Origin of the sequence: Staphylococcus sp. HMSC055A09, from assembly GCF_001809655.1 — a bacterium.
GTDB lineage: Bacteria > Bacillota > Bacilli > Staphylococcales > Staphylococcaceae > Staphylococcus > Staphylococcus capitis.
Genome location: NZ_KV798366.1, coordinates 529 through 741, shown reverse-complemented (window position 1 = coordinate 741; position 213 = coordinate 529). Strand labels below are relative to the sequence as shown.

Below are 213 nucleotides of genomic sequence, written 5' to 3'. Positions count from 1 at the left end.
GCAGGCGCTCTCCCAGCTGAGCTAAGCCCCCATAAATTTAAAAAGAAGTCGGGAAGACAGGATTCGAACCTGCGACCCCTTGGTCCCAAACCAAGTGCTCTACCAAGCTGAGCTACTTCCCGTATGTAGTTAATAATCATAATAAAATGGCGCGCCCGATAGGAGTCGAACCCATAACCTCTTGATCCGTAGTCAAACGCTCTATCCAGTTGA

At 48.8% G+C, this 213-nt stretch carries 1 tRNA gene; it reads right to left on the bottom strand.

Annotated elements, in window-relative coordinates:
* Positions 1-48: 48 nt before the first annotated feature.
* Positions 49-122 (bottom strand) — tRNA-Pro (locus HMPREF2642_RS05055).
* Positions 123-213 lie beyond the last annotated feature (91 nt).